This is a genomic window from Mucilaginibacter metallidurans, from assembly GCF_003286435.2.
GTDB lineage: Bacteria > Bacteroidota > Bacteroidia > Sphingobacteriales > Sphingobacteriaceae > Mucilaginibacter > Mucilaginibacter gossypii.
In genome coordinates this window covers 2,860,450-2,878,608 of sequence record NZ_CP043449.1, presented here as the reverse complement: position 1 = coordinate 2,878,608, position 18,159 = coordinate 2,860,450, and the positions used below count along the sequence as shown (strand labels likewise).

Sequence of the window (18,159 nt, the reverse complement as noted above, 5' to 3'; positions counted from 1 at the left end):
CATGGTGATGTTATTATAACAAAAAAAAAGGTGATTTTCTTTTACTGCGAAGCCGGGCTCTGCCCGGAGGAAGATAACTGATGTTGTGCTTGGGTTTACTTTTAATAGGTGTCGCCTTATCCGTTTACTACTTCGCCGCCGTTCACATGGATTACCTGGCCTGTAATAAAGGAAGAGTCGTCTGAAGCCAGAAAAACATAGGCGGGGCCAAGCTCAGAAGGCTGTCCGGCACGTTTCATAGCCGTTTCGCTGCCAAACTTTTTGATCTTTTCTTCGTCGAAGGTGGATACAATAAGTGGGGTCCAGACCGGTCCGGGTGCTACGGCGTTAACCCGGATCCCTTTTTCTGTCAGGTTGGTAGCCAGTGATCGTGTAAAGGTAGTGATAGCGCCTTTGGTTGATGAGTAATCAATAAGCGAAGGCGAAGAACGATAGGCGGTTACCGAAGTGGTATTGATAATGCAATCGCCGGCATGCATATGATCTAAAGCAGCTTCTGCAAAATAGAAATAGGCAAATATATTGGTGCGGAAGGTAACATCCAGTTGCCCGGGATCAATTGCCCTGACGTCTTTTTGCGGGAATTGCATACCTGCATTGTTCACCAGGATATTGAGCTTGCCAAATTCTTGTATGGTTTGTTGTACCGCGTGTTTGCAAAAGGCCGGGTCTTTTACGTCCCCTTTAATGAGCAGGCATTGCTGGCCTGTTAATTCAACCAGGTCCTTTGTGATTTTGGCATCTTCGTCCTCATCCAGGTAAACGATGGCCACATTAGCACCTTCCTGCGCAAAATGTACGCTTACCGCGCGGCCAATTCCACTGTCGCCCCCGGTAATGAGGGCTATTTTTTCCTGCAACTTGCCGGCAGCTTTATAGTTGTCTTTAATGTATTCCGGAGCCGGATGCATCTTTGCTTCAATACCTGGCTGCCTATCCTGCTTTTGCGGTCTTTCTTCTTTGGTTATCATAGATTCTTTTAAAAAAGTGTTGTTGTTGAGTTGACTAACGAAAGCCGAAACACAGACGCTTATTGAAAGTTGTTTAAACTTTCTTAAAAAATCGTTAGCTGTAAAGCTTTCGAAAAGGGGGGAGTTAGCGCCATTAAAAATGCCTGGGCAACTGTTTAATAAAAGCCGTCATCAGCAGGATGACGGCCGGTAGTTTTTTTTAAGTATTTCAGGCCCTTTTATTATTATCAGGATAAATACTCCATTGCGCCACGCCTTCGGGCTCGGCATCCTTTACTTCGGTACTTTTTTCCTGGCTCATTTGCTTATTCAGCTTTTCGGCCTGTTTAAGTTCCCTCGCCTTATCGTCTTCCAGTTGGGTGAGGCCCTGTGTTTCCCTGACGTGCTTGATCGGGTCAGCTATGTAGATGAATTCTTTTTCCAAATCAGGCATTTCGCCTTCATTCCACGGTCCGTGAACGTCGGCACCATTAGACAGATTGAAATACTGCTGGGTAAAGCGTGGATCGGCCGCCAGTACGCCTGGTGGAAAGTTCGGCTGGATATCGTTTAAAGCCGCTTCAAACATCTTGTAATGTGCCACTTCACGGGTCATCAGGAAAGACAGTGTTTCATGAATGTAAGGATCATTAGTGAACTTCATCAGGTGTTCATAAACCAGTTTGGCGCGTGACTCTGAGGCAAGGTTACTGCGAAGATCGACAGTCAGGTCGCCATTTGAATGGATATAACTTGCACACCATGGTATGCCCTGGCTGTTGCGGGGCGTAACACCGCCGCCTGTAATAACGCCAAACTGTGGATTGGCGAATACCGCCTGGTGAATTATATCTTCTTTGGCAGCTTTACCATTCAAAACCTGCATGATCTCAGAACTGTCGGCAGCGTTCTTAAGTTCGCCATTAACGCCTTTGAGCAACATTTGAATAGTGGCGCCCACAATTTCAAGGTGACTGAATTCCTCGGTGGCGATATCCATCAGCATATCATATTTGTCGGGGAATGGAACCTTGGCTCCAAAGGCCTGCGTGAAGTATTGCATGGCTGCGGCCAGTTCGCCGTTTTCTCCGCCAAACTGCTCCAGTAATAAATTGGCAAACTGTGGGTCGGGGCGCGATACGCGCGCGTTAAATTGTAGTTCTTTTACATGGTGAAACATAACATTTGATTTTGGTAGATAGTGTTATGATACAACCATGGGTAGTGCTTTATGTTTTATAATTTAATAAATTTATTTAATATGAAAATAAAAGTGATCTATTTTACCAATCATTAATATGATTACTGTTTCAATAAACTGCAAAATTTGAGCATCGACTGCGGAGTAATGCTCCAGTTAGGGGCTTTAATATCACCCCAGGCCTTGGGGTTGTCATATAAATTAAAGTAGCAAACGCCAAAAATATGAGGGTTCGCATTTATTGTTTCAGCGGCATCGGCAAGCCATTTGTCCTGAAAGCTTTCTGATCCCTTTACACCGAATTCGGTTATGAACAAAGGCTTATCAAGAAACCTCATCCGAAAATATTTTCGGTTAAATATGGTGCTGAAGGCTTCCTGCTTATCCTGATCGGTAATGTTTTTATCCGGCAAACCGTAAATGGCTATACTGATATAATCTACTACATCGCTTCCGGGCCAAAAATCCGCCGAGCCCCGGTCGCCGGCAGGTCCCCAAACCTTTCTGACATTTTTGCCCGGCCCTCCGTCAAACTGCATAAAATATCTGAAGGCATTGATGTAGTTAACCGGATCCTGACTTTGCCACTTGTACCGGTGGATAGGGATCTCCATTTCATGCATCCATCTGAGATAAACGATATTCTGTGTGGCAGAAATTATACTAAATAATTTTTTGATCTGCTTATTATAACGGCCGTTTAAAATACTTTCCGTGACAACAGTATCCGATATTCCGCTGGTGTCACGCCATGGTTCCATGGTTACAATAACGTCATGGTGACGGCTAATGACCTCCGAGAATTTTTTCTCAAAATCGCCTCTTTCAACTTCGCCCCAATCTGTAAAAAGATGTTCTACACTAATTCTTGGTTGATTGAGCAGTTTTTTATTTGGGTCAAATACCCCAATCTTGAGCGAGGCCCTTACCGGCTTTTTAGCGGCACTATCCGCGTAGTTGTCGGCACTGTATACGGTATTCCGGTATTTTATAAAATAGTCTTTTTGTTCGTTTAGCCAACTGTATTTAAAAGGTGTTTTTCCGGTATTATTGTCTATGATCAATACCGGTTTGTCTATAAACCTTAAGCGATGGAGCTTATGTTTTAACATATCAGAAACCGCACTGTCTTTTGGATAAAAGTTAGTGCTATCTTCTGATTTGCTTCCAATTGTTATACTTACATAATCAACAGCCCTATTGCCGGGCCAGTATTCGGTATCGCCGGGATAACCTGAGGGTCCCCAGATGATTTGTGCCCTTGGGGCAATCATTTTAATTTTTTTTGAAAAATAATTAAATGAAGTAATATAGTCTTTAGGCGATTTATATTGCCAGGGAAATACACTGGCCGGTACTTCCATGTCAGGATTCCAGCGGATAAAAACCTGATGGTGACTTTTTGCCGCCAAAACAGCCAGCTCATGGATCTGCTTATCAAAACCACCATTAAGCACTTCAGTTAAAACGTTGTTTTGATAATTTACGCCTTTAAGCCAGGTTTCCACGGTAATTAATACATCATTGTTAGCCAAAGCTGTTTCAACATTGCCCCGGCTTGACCTTATAGCCGTATTTTTAAACACTGCCGTGTAACAACTAATGGGTTTGGCCGGTAAGGTATCACTTAAATTCCTGCGGTTAAATATGCCAACCACCTGCTCGTTGCTGCGGTAGTAGTCATTTGTAAAATAATCACTGCGAAAAAGTTTAATTCCCCAAAAGGATATAACGAAGATTATACCTAAACTGATCGCTAAATAAATCTTTACGGACTTTTTTTTCATTGACGATTAATTTTGAAGAGGGGTATTTAATGTTGCGTAGTCAACAGTTACATTATCGCCATCGGTTGCAACAAGGTACAGCCTGTATCTGTCATCATTTTTTGGGATTGTAACGTATACCTCCGGACTGCTTCCTACCTTTTTCATGCCGGTTGCATTACCCCAATTGTCTGTTTTGACAAGATACCATTCAAATTTCAACCCGGTTTTTAAATAGGCGGCGATGTTCCAGTGACCGTAGGAAAATACCAGGGCGTTATAGCGCAGGGATGCTCCGGGAATAGTTGTTAATGCAGGTTTTAGTATTTTAACATCGGGCAAATTATAGAAAGGTGTATTGCCATTCCAGTTCCTGCTTATTTTATAAAGGTAACGTTTATTTCTGCCCCATACATCTTTTAAGCCGTCAAACGTGACAGCGATGCCGCTTTGTTGATCCTGCCAGTTAGCGTAAAAAATTCCGCCGGAATGCTGTACACCTTCGAGTGCGCCGGGATCAGTGCAACTGAAAAAATAAGGTGTTTTAAAATCACGGCTAACATATTTCAATGACTGTTTATTATCAACAATTACTCCGAAAGCATCAATTGCCGGTATTTGCTCCTTTAATATTTGCATAGCAGGGTTAAGTGTGGGAGAGGATAAAAGGTCAATGGTTAATGGCCTTGTTGGGTCTTCATGTTTGATTTCATTTACCAAACGTTTTAACAAATTGATATAATGCTGTTGGGCCCAGTACAACTGTGGCCCATGATAAAATTGGGATAGCTGCTGGTAGGTACTATTGCCTAAGTTCCAGGCACTGATGTTAGGGTTTAATTTATTTTTATTTATGGTGTTAAGGATGATATTGAATTGCTCGTGCAGGTAGGTGGTATCATTAATGAAGCTTGATGGGGCAGGCACCCAGAAGCTATAATTAATTTTTAAGCCCTTTTGTGCCGCTGCTTCAAAAATTGAGTGATCGTAAATATTGGGCCCATATATTTTTACAGTATTTATCCCCGCTTTTCGAATGTCTTCAAAATCATTAACTATCATTTTTTTGGTTAGCGGAGCTATGTTCTTGTACCAGTAGTTTCCTTTAGAGTAGATAACGCCTTTTACTGAAGAAAAAAATGGAGGGTTTACTGATAAACGTTTTTGACCGGTGACTGGATCTTGTTCAATAATATTTATCGAAGTATCTGAAGTCGCTCGCGAAGTGCTATTGTAAAGTCCCGATTGCCTGATCAATTGCGATAACCCGGTGGTGTCTGATGAAGAGATGAACTCTGAAGACTTTTTGCTATTATCATTGTTAGCATCAAAACCACGCGCAACATTAAAGTTTGCATCTTCATCCGATTCCTGAGACACATATATACAGATGGCAACCACTAATATGCTAAGTATCAGGCTAACTTTCCTTACACCGAAATATATCTTTCTTCTTAGCAGCCAAAAAAATATTTTAACATGCTGTATTTTTGAAACGACCGTAAATAATGTGGTATGTTTATCCAGGTAGGCCTGAAACTTGAGTTCTGAACTTGCGATAAGCATAAATATCATGAACATACAGTTCAGACCAACGATGCCGGACATGAAAAGTGTATAAGGGTTCCAGTCGTTGTAAAGGCCGTAAATAATAGCCGCGATGGATACAGCCAACACTACAATATTGGGTAAGTTGTTTTTTAAATTCTTTTCATCTTTGATATCCTTTGGGGTTGCTATGTAGGGAACATTCTTCCTGATAACAGTATAGACAAAACCTAATATAAAAACCCACCATGTACCTATAAGCAGTAATCCCCCACCACATGAAACCCCGCTCATTATCCTCCATTACCCATTGCTGAACAAAATGCCTGATCAGAACTACTGAAGTTATAAAAGGAACACTGATAACTAAAAACTCAGAAAAGTCCATCCTTAACGGAAAAGCATCTGTGAACAGGGATATAACCGGAATTGAGAAATTAATAAGAAATACAAAACCAGATAAGTAAAATAGAGGTAAAAGACCGTAATGAAGTTTCTGCCGCCAGTTAAATTTTCTAAAAAGTTTAACGTAGGAAGTCACAAGAAGCTCAAAAACACCCCGCGACCATTTCAATTGTTGCTTATAATAAGCTGACAAAGTAGCCGGAACCAGGCCCCGGGTCAATACAGCGGGTACATAAACGGATTTCCAATTGCGTGCATGGAGCTGCATTGCCGTATGCATATCTTCAGCCAGCCCGGCCGCATGTCCGCCAATGGATTCCAAAGCTGTTCGCCTGAAAGTACAATTGGCGCCTATAGCCTGCACAGTGCCATAACTGTTCATGCACATCATCATAGGGCCATAAAACTGATAGGTTTGTTGTGCCGCGCCTTTAGCTATCCATCCAATGTCATGATTGTAATAGGCCTGCACAATTTGCACATAACCAATTTCCGGGTTATCAAAATGAGCTATTATCGGATCCAGAAATTCGGGTACGGGTATATGGTCAGGATCAAGAATTACACATAGTTCGCCTGATGACTGGGCTAATGCGTTATTAATATTGCCGGCTTTGGCGTTGATTTTTTTAGTTCTTGTTATGTGATGAACGCCCAGTTCTTTACAAACTGATTTCAGGTAAGGATCATCGGCCTCGTCACACAAAAAGGTTTCATGAGGATAATGTATAGCCTGAATTGCAGTAAGTGTTTCAACAATCATTTCATATGGTTCACCGGCGCAAAACGTGGTAAATATGTCTACCGTATATTGTTTCGTTATGGGTAAAGCAGGCGGAACGCTTATTGACCAATAATGATACCACTCATATATTACCTTAAAAAAGGTATAAACAAAGGTTGATATTAATAGCCAATATAGTGGCCGATAACCAATAACTGATTGTCTGAGCAGGCTATGTATTAAAAAAAACATACAAAGTAAACCGATGATAATCATCAGCCTTAAATAAAATAATTGCCGTTTGGAAGGTGGTTTTATAGTATTGTTCATGGATTTTTTAATACATAAAAGGGAGTGTTTGAGGTAGCAAAAGAGCCCTTTTGATCATATACATAAACCAATAAGCGATAAGGGCCTTCTGTGGCGGGTACTTTAAACTTCAAGTCCGGCCCGCTTTGCCCGATTATTAAATTTTTAATCTCCTTTGGTTTCTTTTGGTTAAAAGCGCCATTGGGTTTGAACCAATCCTCCGCAAATATTTCCCATTTAAATGTTAAGCCGGTGGTGTCCGGATCTTCAATATACACTTTGCTGTTTATTGTTATGCCAGGCTTAAATAAGATATTGTCCCTGGCTCCTTTTCCATCTACCAACATATATTTCAAGACAGGGGCCTTCTTAGGCGCTTTTTGGCCCGTCCAGATATAATGCATTACCTGAACGGCCTCGGTTTCAGCGCCATTTTCATCAAACATACTGAACCAGGTTGGGGTTAGTTCCTGTTTTTGCCCCAATAAAATACCATCGACCCAGAAACCTGGAATTATTAATCGGCATATACTTTTCATAGGTTGAAAGATATTGCTCTGCCTTTTTTGTACTGGTATTTTCAATATAAGCCCCCATGCATTTTGACTGTCGGCGGTCCAGGGACCTTCAATTCCCCATTCTGTTATTAAGAACGGGCCATCCCAAAACCAATTGAATTTCTGAAGATCTTCATTTAAAGTTTGGATCGAACCAAAAATATTGAACGAGATGAAGTCAATCTTGGTCCGTAGCTTAATATTGACAATGTTTTTCTTTTGAAAGGACATAATGGTTGTAGTAACCGGGTGCTGCGGATCGTCCTGGTGGATCATGTCGACTACGTCATTAAATATGGTATAAAACTGATTGTATTTCGGCTTGTAAGGGAATGCAAGCTCATTGCCCACGCACCAGCTCAAAAGCGCGGGGTGATGCTTAAATCTATTAACAATCCCGGCAATCTTGCTCACATGGGCACTGGCCTTCGGGGTTTTATAAAAGTCATCTATGCTTTCGCTTGGAGGCATTGGCAAACCTGCTATTACAGCTAAATGATGTGCCTGCGCCGAATCCAAAATACTTCCTAAATTTAAGGTATCCCAAACCCTTATCGTATTGCCTCCTGCCTCGTTTAATCGTTTTAAATTGGTAAAACCGGAAGCTCCTTTTATGAAAAAAGGCTCACCATTACGGTACAGTGAATATTTGCCATTCTCATTTTTGATGTAAACTCCATCTTTATTGACATTACGAGGCTGTGATCGATTACAAGATAAAGAGAAAAGGCAAAGTATCAGACAGCTAATAATTAATCGTAAAAGAGGACATCTCATAAATAGTAATTCGGTTCATTTAAAAAAGCAAACGATATTTTTGTAGTTATATATAAAACTCTTAGTTTTTGAAGAAAAAGAAATTCCAACTGCAGGTTTTGGTTCATGTTGCGAATATTCAAAAAATCATGTAAATATTGACTGTATACGGAAAGTATAATTAATTGTTTATATGTAGACCAGGAATTAACAGGAGGAGGCCATGGGTTAGCAGATACACCTTACCGCTGGCATGATTGGGGGCCATTTGCAGGATAAATTACCCGAATTTATCGAACATACAGGTAAGACGGCAAGAAATGATGTGTATATTGTGCCTGATAGCTTAAATCGTCAGTTCGCGTTTTACCAACGGCAAATTAGGCGCGGGCAAATACAAAAATACAGATACCTGTGAAACCGGAAAAACATGATTATGATGCAATAATAGTAGGCTCGGGGCCAAATGGCCTTGCTGCGGCGATATTGTTGCAACAAAACGGACTTTCGGTATTACTACTTGAAGGAAAAAGTACTATTGGCGGCGGTTTACGTACTGAAGAACTAACCCTGCCTGGTTATAAGCATGATGTTTGCTCAGCTATTCATCCACTGGCTGTTGGTTCGCCATTTTTTGAAACACTGCCACTGCATGAGCATGGCCTTGAATATATTTATCCCACAATATCTGCAGCGCATCCCTTTGATAATGGAACGGCTGCGGTACTTAAAAAATCCATTGTTGAAACTGCCAATCTGTTAGGTGCCGACAAGGATACCTACATTAAACTGATGGCACCCCTGGTAACTTCGTGGCCCGGTTTGTCGCCTGATGTTTTAGGTCCGCTTACTTTTCCCAAACATCCTGTCGACCTGGCTGCTTTTGGGCTGGCTGCTTTAACTTCAGTAAACTATTTGGCCAAGCGCTTCAAAACTGAGGAAGCCAAAGGGCTTTTAGCCGGGATGGCTGCTCATGGCATTCTACCGCTAACAAATCTTACCACATCTGCAATTGCTTTAGTGTTGATGGTTAACGGGCATCTAAAAGGCTGGCCTGTGCCTAAAGGCGGCTCGGTAAAAATAGCGGAGGCACTGGCATCATACTTTACATTAATAGGGGGCAGGATAGAAACTAATACCTACATCAATAATTTTTATCAGCTGCCATCGGCAAAGACAATTTTGTTTGATGTTACGCCAAAACAACTGCTGCAAATTGCCGGGCATAAATTTTCATCATTGTATAAATGGCAACTGGAACGTTATCGTTACGGAATGGGTGTTTTTAAAGTCGACTGGGCTCTTGATGATGTTATTCCGTTTAAAGCAGGAGAGGCCCGGCAAGCAGGAACGGTACATATTGGCGGTACGCTGAAGGAAATTGCTGCGTGTGAACAGCAGATCTGGGGCGGCTTGCACCCCGAAAAACCATTTGTACTGCTGGCCCAGCAAAGCCTTTTTGACAATACCCGTGCGCCCCAGGGTAAGCATACCGCCTGGGCATACTGCCACGTTCCCAACGGATCAAACAAAAACATGACCGATTTTATCGAAAAACAAGTGGAGCGTTTTGCCCCTGGTTTTCGCGAACGCATCATAGGCAGGCATACTTTTAACACAGAGCAACTGGAAAACTATAATCCCAATTATATCGGAGGTGATATTAACGGCGGGGTAATTGACATTGGCCAGTTGTTTACCCGGCCGGTATTGCGCCGCTCACCATACCGCACATCGGCAAAGGGGATTTATATCTGTTCATCATCCACATCGCCGGGAGGAGGGGTACATGGTATGTGCGGCTACCATTCGGCCAAACGTGCTTTAAAAGATGTGTTTAACATCAGCATTCAATCATAATTATTAATCAAAGCTCAGAAGTCCCAATAGCTCTTCATATTTAAAATGACGTTAGGCCTCGCAAAGTCGTGCTCCACCTCCCCCGCATTATTTAAAAAACATATAGTACAGGCAAAGCATCGTTGAAACTTGCTTGAAACAGCCCCTTAGGTGTTTCAAAGCCACGGTTATCTGGTTTTCAACCGTTCGTTTGGATATTCCTAAGCGGGCGGCAATTTCCTGGTTACTCAGGTTTTCCATGCGGCTCATATAAAATATTTCCTGGCAGCGTTTGGGCAACTTCTCCAGGTAATAACTCAGTTCCTGTAAAAACTCCTGATTCTTGATCCGGAAATCACCCTGGTTGTAGTCGGGGAAAATGCCTGCTTCCAGATTATCCAATTCTAGAATGACCGGGGGCTTCGCTGCACGCATACGATTATAAACCTGGTAGCGGATGGCCGAGAGCAGAAAATTGGGGACAGATTCTATTTCCAGTTGACACCGGCGATCCCAGATATTCAGGAAAACATCATGTACTGCTTCTTCACTATGTTCACTGTCTTTCAGGTACCGGAGGGCAGTCTTATATAACCTTACCCAGTACCGGTCAAAAAGTAGGGCGAACGCGTGCTCATCGTCATTACGTACGGCAAGCCACAGTTCCTGATCACTAATATGAGAATTGTACATACAATTGGTTGGATAAAATTAGGAAAAGCCGATCAAAATTATTTAACCTTTAAGCCTGGGCGTGAAAAAAAAATAAAAATGTATGTGTGTGCCGGTATAAAATTTACACTAACACCATATAAACCTGCAATTGCAACCTGATGATAACTAAGAACGAGTTCCTTGCGCTGTATGAAAAATACATAAGCGGCCAATGCACCGATGCTGAAAAACAGCTATTGGATGCATATCGCGATGAAATGCAGTTAGCCGACGAGGTTTGGGATGATGAAGAGGTAAGTGAAGCAGATGTACATGCGCGGATTTGGAAAAAATTAACTGAAAGCAGACAAAAGGCTATTGTCATAAAACCTCTTAAACAAACGAGCTACAAATGGCTATGGGCGGCTGCTTCAATAGTTGCTATAGCTGTATTGGCTGGCTTGCTGTTTATGCCTGTTAAAAAGGATAATACCACAGGTACAATAGTTAAGAATACTAAAACAAACATATTACCTGGAAGCAACAAAGCATATCTCACTTTGGCCAATGGCAATAAAATAGTACTTGATGACGCCAAAAATGGTCAATTGGCAGCAGGGACGGGCGTAAAAGTAAGCAAAGCAGCCAACGGTTTAGTGGTTTATAAATTTGACCGAAAGCCAAACGAACAAGGGCAGGCAGGCATCCCACAAATCAATACCATCACCACACCGCGGGGCGGCCAATACCAGGTAGTATTGGAAGATGGCACCAAGGTGCAGCTTAATGCAGCATCGTCAATCAAATTCCCGGAGTATTTTACCGGGGCGAACCGCGAAATTGAATTAAACGGTGAGGCCTATTTTGAGGTAGCAAGGGATAAAGCTCATCCATTTATCGTTAAGGCCAACGGTACGCAGGTGCAGGTATTTGGTACCCATTTTAATATTAATGCTTATAGCGATAATCAGGATATAACAACTACTCTGCTTGAAGGCTCGGTTAAGATGAGTAAAGGCTCGGCAGCAGTAATGCTTTTGCCTGGCCAACAGGGAACTGTAAACCAAAGTGGTTCATCAATAAAAGTACAAAAGGCCGATGTTGAAGCCAATATGGCCTGGATTAACGGCTTTTTTATATTTCATGATCAAAGCATTGTAAATATCATGAAGCAGGTAAGCCGCTGGTACGACGTGGATATTGAATACCAGGATGCCCAGGTTCAGGAAAATGAATTTGGCGGTACCATCTCAAAATATAAAGACATTAAAGAATTGCTTGATAATATCAAGCTTACCGGTAGCATTCACTATAAAATTGAAGGAAGGAGGGTTATCATTATGAAGTAACCTCATACTTACATAATGCTATCCTTAATGAAATAACCAGGAGCGTTCGCACCGCTCCTGGCACAATGCTACGGATAGCAATCAGGTCAGTTAACGATCATTTTTCTCACAACCAATTATTTAACCTAACATTCAAATGTACAAAAATTCTACTGCATTAAAGCGCGGGCAGATACCCCGTGCCGTATCAAAATTATTTCTGATCATGAAATTGTCGTTCTTTTTGTGTCTGGTTTCGATACTTCAGGTAAGTGCCTCAACCACGTTTGCGCAAAGGATAAGTCTTAATAAAAATAACGCTTCGCTTGTTGAAACGCTTAAAGACATCCACAGGCAAAGCGGATATAGTGTACTCTACAATTCCAAAATGTTAAAAAAGGCACTTCCTGTGAACGTCGACCTTAAAGATGCGGGATTGGAAGAAGCATTGCAGCAATGTTTCCGTGATCAGCCTTTTAGTTATGTAATTAACAACACTACCATTGTAGTTACCCCCAAACCCGCCGAAAAGAAACCGGCACAGGTAATAACGATTACCGGTACGGTAAAAGATCAGAAAGGCGCGTCTTTACCGGGTGTTACAGTAAAGGTTAAAGGTACCAACACGGGTGTACAAACCAATATTGATGGCAATTATACTGTTACTGTGAATGACAATAGCGCAGTGTTGGTATTCAGCTTTGTGGGTTTTGTTACCCAGGAGGTTTCTGTAGGCAATCAAACCAAAATTGATGTAACGCTTAAAGAGCAAACATCGGCACTAAACGAAATTGTAGTAGTTGGTTACGGTACGCAAAAGAAAGCAAACCTTACAGGTGCTGTATCATCGGTATCCGGCGAGACATTGAATAAACGCCCTGTTGTTAACACTGCGTCTATGCTTGAAGGTCTTGCACCAGGTGTGCAGATCAACACAGGCTCAGGCGAGCCTGGAAATGAGGCTGTATCTATCCGGATCCGCGGTAACAGCACATTCAGTGGCGCCGGTTCTGATCCGTTGGTATTGATAGATGGTGTTCCCGGTAACTTCAGCGATCTTAACCCAACCGATATCGACAATGTATCTGTTTTGAAAGACGCTGCATCTGCATCAATATACGGTTCAAGGGCTGCCAACGGCGTGGTGCTTGTAACCACCAAGCAAGGTAAGGCCGGACAAATGTCTGTTACTTACGATGGTAACTTAGGATACAACAGTCCTACCAAAATGTTTAAATTAGTTACCAATTCTGCCCAGTATATGGAGATGTTTAACCAGGCACGCATCAACAGCGGCACAACAGATCCTAACTCACTTTATCCGCAGGACCAGATCGATCTGTATCGTAACGCTACAGATAGGGTACGCTATCCTAATACCGATTGGCTGAGCCTGATATTCAGGACTGCTGTAACACAAAACCATAACCTGACATTTAACGGTGGCAGTGAAAAAACTACGTATAACGTGTCATTGGGATATGTTAACCAGGACGGTATTGAAAGGGGCTTTGATTATAAGCGATATAGCGCACGGATCAACTTAACTTCAAAGATCAATGACCATATAAAATTTGGTACCAACGTATTGCTAAAATCAGGCACCAGGGGTGCTGTGGCCGGTAATCCTTCATCACCCAGCCAATGGGATGGTTCTTCGATGGATCTTTTCCTTTCGGCCATGTCGCAGGCGCCTACTTATGGTCCATATTTAGCTGATGGTAGCGGGCGGTACACCTACAAAGCTTATGACTTTGAGTATAACAATAAAAACCCGATAGCTGTACTTGATCAAAACTTCAGAAGGATCACTAATGATTATGCTGTAAATGCTCAGGGCTGGTTTGAGGTGCAGTTTACTAAAGATATTTCCTGGTATACTAAAGGTGCTGTGAACTTTAACATGGATAAGTACAAGGACTTTAAAGCTACGCTGGATGAGTATAATTTCCGCACTAATCAACTGGCAACATCTCTTGACCTGGGTAAAGGTTTAACAGATCAGGACGAGCAAACCGTATATACCAACCTGTTCAGTTACCTGAACTATGGACACAATTTTCATGGGCATAATATTAAAGCACAATTTGGTTATAGTATTGAGCAAAGTAAATATCAGTACTTATCAGGTTACCGTAAAAACTTTGCCGATCTGGACCTGCAGGAGTTAAACGCAGGTGGTTCTGATATTCAAAACGCAAACGGAACCAGTAACCAATGGGCCTTAATGTCTTATTTCGGTCGTGTAAATTACGACTATAAAGGGCGTTACCTTTTAGAGGGCAATATTCGTGATGACGGAAGTTCAAAATTCGCCGGTAAAAACAAATGGGGAGTATTCCCCTCATTTTCAGCCGGCTGGAGGTTTACTGAAGAGCCTTTTGTAAAAGCCATGAATTTAACCTGGCTGGATAATTTCAAATTAAGAGGTTCATGGGGACAACTGGGTAATCAAAATATAGTAATGAACGGCTATGGTGCCAACTATCCATATCAGGCTTTATTAAACTTTACCGGCAATTATTCTTTTGATAATTCGACACTGTTAACCGGCGTAGCTCAGCAAAACCTCAACAATCCGGCCATTAAATGGGAAACCACTACTATGACCGACATTGGTTTGGATGTTACCATTTTCAAAAACTTTAATTTAACTGCCGATTGGTATAATAAAACAACGTCTGATATTTTAAGGCAGGCACAGGTTACCGCAGCTGTGGGCTTAAGTGCACCTACCATTAATGACGGATCGGTAAATAACAGGGGTATTGAGCTTGGTATATCGTACAATAATGTAATAACTGATGGCGCTTTAAAGGGCTTAGCCTTTAATGTAGGCGCAAACGTTGATCATAACCGTAACAAACTGGTGAAATTTGGTCAAACAGAAATTGGAGATTATACCATCAATCAAAACGGGCAGCCGTGGAACTCATTCTACATGCTGCAGGTTATCGGGATCTTCCAGTCGGCGCAAGAGGTAGCTAATTCCCCCAAACAGTTTTCTGATTCTACCTTACCGGGCGACTTAAAATATAAAGACGTAAACGGCGATGGTAAAATTGATCAAAATGACCGTACAATTATCGGTGGTGTTTATCCAAAATTAAACTACTCGTTTAACTTGTCGGCCAGCTTTAAAGGCTTTGACTTATCAGCCATGATGCAGGGCGTTTACGGTGTTAAATCTTATGTATCAGGTTGGGGCACTATACCATTTGTACAAGGTTCGTCACCAACTACCGATTGGTTAAACGCCTGGACTCCTGAGCATCCTTCAACCACTATGCCGCGTCTTTATTTCGGGCAAAGCGCACCGGATAAAATCGGCCGCAGGTCATCGTATTTCCTACAGGATGCATCGTATTTGAGGCTTAAAAACCTGGTGTTTGGTTATACCCTGCCGTCACAACTTACCAAAAAAGTGGGTATTAACCGGTTAAGGGTTTATTTCGCAGGCGATAACCTGTTAACCATAACCAAGTTTAAAGGCCTTGATCCTGAACGTTATGGTAGCGGAGACCAGGTGCAGTACCCGCAAAATAAAATCTACTCTTTTGGTTTGAACGTTTCCTTTTAATTAGCCCACATGAAAAATCGAATTATAATAACCATCATATTAATTGCATCGCTGTTTTTAGGCGCATGTAAAAAGGCTCTTGATCTAAACCCCAACGATCAGATAGCCACTTCAACTTTCTATAAAACTAAAGCAGACTTTGACGCAGCTTTGGCAGCGGTTTATGCTTCCCTGCAACAAGAAGAATTTTCTTATGGCATGGGTTTCAGAGATGGCTTTACCGATAATGGATACAATCAGTTTAATTCGGGTGCTGCCAAGGATTTTGTGCAAGGCAATTTTAATCCTACTACCGGTGGTTACGAAACCGCTATTTATAACGACAGTTATGTAGGTATTACAAGGGTAAACCTTTTTCTCAAAAACTTAGGCACATATAAAGGTGCTGATATTTCTGATAGCCAGCGTAAAATTTATGAAGGCGAAGTAAGGTTTATCCGCGCTTTTCTTTACTTTCAGTTATATAGCATTTATGGCGATGTTCCATTGGTGACACAGCCACTTGATTTGAGTAATCAAAAGCAGCCTAAAGTGCCTGCGGCACAGGTGCTTGCTCAAATTACTGCCGATCTTGATTACGGCATTGCTAATTTGAGCACCAATGCTTATTACGCCAACGGTGGTCATGCGGCCGCGTCATCTGCAAAAGCATTAAAAGCAAGGGTTTTGTTATTTGCAGCATTTGGCAGCACCGGTACGCCTGATGCCGCCATGCTAACCCAGGTGCGGAACCTTTGTTTGGATTTAATGGGCCAGTATAAACTAAGCACCAATTTTGAGGATATTTTCAGAGATGCTACCCAGAAAAATAATACCGAGATCATGTTTTCGGTTAACTTCCTGGCTCCAAACAATACGGCTCCATGGGATATGTATTATGGCGACTGGGATGCTTGTGCGCCTCTGCAAAATATGGTAGACGCTTACGAGTGCACCGATGGACAACCATATGGTATCTCGCCATTAACTGATACAAAAAATCAGTTCAAAAACCGCGACCCAAGGTTGGCCAAAACTGTATATGCCGATTCAGTATATTTTGGTCCGGGCAAGGTTCACCATCCTTCAAATCTGAGGCCTACAGGCTATGGGATTATAAAATTCCTCGAACCTAATAACATACCTTACGGCTTTTCAACTCTTAGTCAGCAGGATGCGGTTATACTGCGTTTAGGTGAGGTGATGCTGATGTATGCAGAAGCTCAAAATGAAATTGCCGGCCCTGATGCAACAGTTTATAAAGCTATGGCCGATTTGCGCGCACGGGTAAATATGCCGGCTTACCCGGCCGGGTATACCAAAGATCAGATGCGTGAACGCATCAGGCATGAACGCCGTGTGGAGCTTGCTTTCGAAGGCTTGCGCCACTACGATCTGTTAAGATGGCATATTGCCGGCCCGGTACTTAACGCGGTAAAAACCAGCCTTATCAATTATCATTTTGAGGATAAGTTTTACCATTGGCCGCTGCCTCAAACAGAAATTGACAAGAGCGGAGGTGTACTTATACAAAATCCGGATTACAAATAGCAACCAGATCTTGAAAGCCAGAGGCGGCCTGTCAATGAAGCGCATGCCGAAATCTGGACAACAGTCTTAATTATTCATGTGATGAGCCCGGTATTTTATCGGGCTCATTCTTTTTAGGTCGGGTTTCACCCATTCCAAAAGCCTTTGACCCGATAATGCCGTACTTTATATAAAAGCTAAAAGCAGAACGCATAAAGCCTAAAGTTTAACGTGTTGATTATTAATGTTATGCAACTCAATGATGTTCAAACCTGCCGGTGACCTTGTCTATCCTGATCTTATAGACGATCAGGTCGATCTTGTCGCCAATATCATACTCATTTGCGGTTATACCATGGGATGGATGGTCTGTAGCATGTTCCACCATTGGCATAACCCGGTGGATCAGTAACTGCATTGTCTGCTCTTGTTCCGCTATGTCTGTAATTTCTTCAAATGTACCCCAGGCTATGACACTTTTCCAGCTAAAGATGTTTTTTATATCATCAACTTCAAAGCAAACTTTAGGGTTTTTTCGCATCATTTCAATTTTCTTTCCCGGCCCGGAATGCGCATAGATTACGCCATACTTGTATACATAGTTTACGGGTACTACGTACGTGGTGCCCTCGGCATGACACCCTAAACGGCCGGTTACCTGCCGGCTAAGCAACGCTTCAATTTCCGGTTGTTCCAATTTTCCTAACATAACGGCGAATATTAATTGACCAAAGCTAAGCTCATCACTGTTTAAACAAAATGCTGCAGGTCAGTTAAGGGCATGATCGCGGTCACATTGTGTCAGTGTCCTTCGGGCTGTTGATGTTATGATGCATGCTGTGCATCCCGATCTGCTGGCTGTTGTACATCGTCGCAATCACAGGTAAATATCCTTGTGATTGTTTTTTATGTTGCTTTATTAATCAATTGATCCGGTTTCGGGTGTACAATCAATTGTATAAGTGACGGCCGTCACTATTTTGACCTGCTGAACATCGCAACTTTACCTCATAAAAATAATGTTATGAAAGTA

The 18,159-nt window shown here is 42.1% G+C and carries 11 protein-coding genes; 4 read left to right on the top strand and 7 right to left on the bottom strand.

What is annotated here, in order from left to right:
• Nucleotides 1-116 precede the first annotated feature (116 nt).
• The 5 genes from DIU38_RS12310 to DIU38_RS12290 all read right to left on the bottom strand — a co-directional run bounded on the left by DIU38_RS12310 (nt 117) and on the right by DIU38_RS12290 (nt 7,979).
• Nucleotides 117-971, bottom strand: coding sequence for an SDR family oxidoreductase (locus DIU38_RS12310; RefSeq protein ID WP_112654985.1), 855 nt, complete (start codon nt 969-971; stop codon nt 117-119).
• 208 nt (nt 972-1,179) lie between these two features.
• On the bottom strand, nt 1,180-2,130 hold the full coding sequence (locus DIU38_RS12305; protein WP_112654984.1) for a manganese catalase family protein: 951 nt from the start codon (nt 2,128-2,130) through the stop codon (nt 1,180-1,182).
• A gap of 122 nt (nt 2,131-2,252) precedes the next feature.
• Nucleotides 2,253-3,938, bottom strand: a complete 1,686-nt coding sequence (locus DIU38_RS12300; protein WP_112654983.1) for a glycoside hydrolase family 26 protein — start codon at nt 3,936-3,938, stop codon at nt 2,253-2,255.
• 1,690 nt (nt 3,939-5,628) lie between these two features.
• Nucleotides 5,629-6,633: a glycosyltransferase family 2 protein gene (locus DIU38_RS33525; RefSeq protein ID WP_208809232.1), complete on the bottom strand. Its 1,005-nt coding sequence runs from the start codon at nt 6,631-6,633 to the stop codon at nt 5,629-5,631.
• Nucleotides 6,634-6,920: 287 nt separating this feature from the next.
• Nucleotides 6,921-7,979, bottom strand: coding sequence for a glycoside hydrolase family 2 TIM barrel-domain containing protein (locus DIU38_RS12290; protein WP_167516153.1), 1,059 nt, complete (start codon nt 7,977-7,979; stop codon nt 6,921-6,923).
• 651 nt (nt 7,980-8,630) lie between these two features.
• On the opposite strand from DIU38_RS12290, the gene DIU38_RS12285 reads away from it, so the two are divergent.
• On the top strand, nt 8,631-10,076 hold the full coding sequence (locus tag DIU38_RS12285) for a phytoene desaturase family protein (RefSeq protein ID WP_112654980.1): 1,446 nt from the start codon (nt 8,631-8,633) through the stop codon (nt 10,074-10,076).
• 87 nt (nt 10,077-10,163) lie between these two features.
• Here the strand turns inward: DIU38_RS12285 and DIU38_RS12280 are convergent, their stop codons facing one another.
• Nucleotides 10,164-10,748, bottom strand: a complete 585-nt coding sequence (locus tag DIU38_RS12280) for an RNA polymerase sigma factor (RefSeq protein ID WP_112654979.1) — start codon at nt 10,746-10,748, stop codon at nt 10,164-10,166.
• Nucleotides 10,749-10,888: 140 nt separating this feature from the next.
• Between DIU38_RS12280 and DIU38_RS12275 the strand changes: the two genes are divergently transcribed.
• The 3 genes from DIU38_RS12275 to DIU38_RS12265 all read left to right on the top strand — a co-directional run bounded on the left by DIU38_RS12275 (nt 10,889) and on the right by DIU38_RS12265 (nt 17,147).
• Nucleotides 10,889-12,058, top strand: coding sequence for a FecR family protein (locus tag DIU38_RS12275; RefSeq protein WP_112654978.1), 1,170 nt, complete (start codon nt 10,889-10,891; stop codon nt 12,056-12,058).
• A 136-nt stretch (nt 12,059-12,194) separates the two neighbouring features.
• Complete coding sequence (locus DIU38_RS12270) at nt 12,195-15,617, top strand: TonB-dependent receptor (protein WP_167516152.1); 3,423 nt, start codon at nt 12,195-12,197, stop codon at nt 15,615-15,617.
• 9 nt (nt 15,618-15,626) lie between these two features.
• A complete protein-coding gene (locus DIU38_RS12265; protein WP_112654977.1) occupies nt 15,627-17,147 on the top strand; it encodes a RagB/SusD family nutrient uptake outer membrane protein in 1,521 nt (506 codons plus the stop codon).
• Nucleotides 17,148-17,382: 235 nt separating this feature from the next.
• Here the strand turns inward: DIU38_RS12265 and DIU38_RS12260 are convergent, their stop codons facing one another.
• A complete protein-coding gene (locus DIU38_RS12260; RefSeq protein WP_112654976.1) occupies nt 17,383-17,835 on the bottom strand; it encodes a pyridoxamine 5'-phosphate oxidase family protein in 453 nt (150 codons plus the stop codon).
• Between the last annotated feature and the right edge of the window lie 324 nt (nt 17,836-18,159).